Below are 1847 nucleotides of genomic sequence, written 5' to 3' on the forward strand. Positions count from 1 at the left end.
CATCGCGCTCACCGACGACCTCCGCGCGCGTATCACCGAATGCACCGACCCGGACCTCCTCCACACATGGTTCCGGCGCGCCCTGCACGCGGAAACCGCCGAGCAGATCCTCACCGAGGGCGACGAAGCCGCCCGCTGAGTGCGGATTCGCGCGTGGCCGCCCTCGTAAGTCGGGGGCGGCCGCGGTGCGTTGCGGGGGTGGGCTGTCGTAGGGTGCCGGGCATGAGTCAGGAGCCGGTGCCGTGGGCGGATGGGGAAGAGCTGGACCAGCGGGTCTCGCATGAGGACCGGGAGCTGGTTGCGGAGGTGCTGCGGGTCGCCGCGGGCGACGGCCGGTTGAGCCTGGAGGAGCTGGAGGAGCGGCTGGAGAGCTGCTTCGCCGCACGGACGTGCGGGGACCTCGCGCCGTTGCTGGCGGACCTGCCCGGACAGACACCGGTGATGTCGGCGGAGCCGGTACGGACGAAGGACCTCGTGCAGGTGCGGCGGGCCGGCGGGAACCTGCGGTACGAGGGCGCGTGGGTGGTGCCGCGCCGCCTGGAAGCGGAGGTGCGTGGTGGCAATGTGCTGCTCGACTTCTCCAGCGCGGCGGTGAGCGAGCGGGTCACCCACGTGGACATCGAGATGCGCGGCGGCAACCTTCGGCTGATCGTGCCGGACGGCTACGCCGTGGACGCCGACGAGGTCGACATCCGCGGCGGCTCGGTGCACCACCGCCACGCGAAGGACCGCCCGCAGGGCATCCCGGTCACCCACCAGATCGTCATCACCGGCGAGTTGATCGGCGGCAACGTGGTGATCCAGCCCCCGCGCGCCCCCCGCCGGCCGGGTCGCCTGCGCCGGATGCTGGGCGGCGGCGGCAAGTAGCCACGGCGCGGCCCGCCCTCGCCTTCTCCCTACGCGAACGCCGTTACGCCCAGGGCCCGTCGAGGCGCCGGGGACCGTACGGAAAACCGGGTGCCGTGCCGGGTGGGGCGCCCTACGCTCACCGCATGGGACCCGAACCCGCCCTGCTGAACGTGATCGACGTGGAAGCCACCTGCTGGGAAGGGCAGCCGCCGCCCGGTGCGGTGAGCGAGATCATCGAGATCGGCCTCACCGTGGTGGACGTGCGGGAGCGGCGCCGCGTGTCGCGGCACCGCATCCTGGTCCGGCCGCACCGGTCCGCGGTGAGCGGGTTCTGCACCGAACTGACCGGGCTGACGCAGGCCGAGGTGGCGCGCGGCGTCACGTTCGCGGAGGCGTGCCGGCTGCTCGTCGCAAAGTACGCGGCCGGGCAACGCCCGTGGGCGAGTTGGGGCGAGTACGACCGCAGGCAGTTCGCCCGGCAGAGCCAGGCCGACGGGGTGGCGTACCCCTTCGGCTACCCCACAGAACGCACCCACACCAACGCCAAGGCCGTGTTCACGACGGCCCACGGGCTGCGCCGGAAGCCCGGCATGAGCGGCGCCCTCCAGATCGCCGGGCTCCCGCTCGAAGGGCGCCACCACAGCGGCGAGGACGACGCGTGGAACATCGCCGCGCTCGTGTTGGGCCTGGTCGGCCGCGGGGCCTGGCCGGCCGCGTCCGACTGAGGTCCGCGCAGGTCACGGCGAGCGATAGCGGTAGCCTCGCGCGGTGGACGAGGCAGCGGCGGGGCCGCGGGAAGAGACCAGGGCGCGGATGGGGGACGCGCTGCGGTTCGCGTTCGGCACGTTGACGGTGCTGCCGGTGCGGGTGACGCGCTGGGACCGGGGGGCCGCGCGCGGCGGGATGGCGGCGGCGCCGCTGGTGGGCGTGGTGGTGGGGGCGGTCGCTGGCGGAGTCGGCGCGGGACTGCACGCGGCCGGGGCGAGCATGCTGCTGGC

The 1847-nt window shown here is 74.0% G+C and carries 2 protein-coding genes and 1 pseudogene; all 3 read left to right on the forward strand.

The genetic code is table 11. The features are described from left to right. Window positions 1–222: 222 nt before the first annotated feature. A complete protein-coding gene (locus tag AC13HU_RS36530) occupies window positions 223–867 on the forward strand; it encodes a DUF1707 SHOCT-like domain-containing protein (RefSeq protein WP_483046301.1) in 645 nt (214 codons plus the stop codon). Between the two features lie 125 nt (window positions 868–992). After that, entirely contained in the window at window positions 993–1574 is a 582-nt protein-coding gene (locus tag AC13HU_RS36535) for a 3'-5' exonuclease (protein ID WP_483046302.1), read from the forward strand. A gap of 88 nt (window positions 1575–1662) precedes the next feature. Then, window positions 1663–1847: pseudogene (locus AC13HU_RS36540) on the forward strand (adenosylcobinamide-GDP ribazoletransferase); the annotation flags it as partial.

This window comes from Streptomyces sp. NH27, from assembly GCF_056859195.1.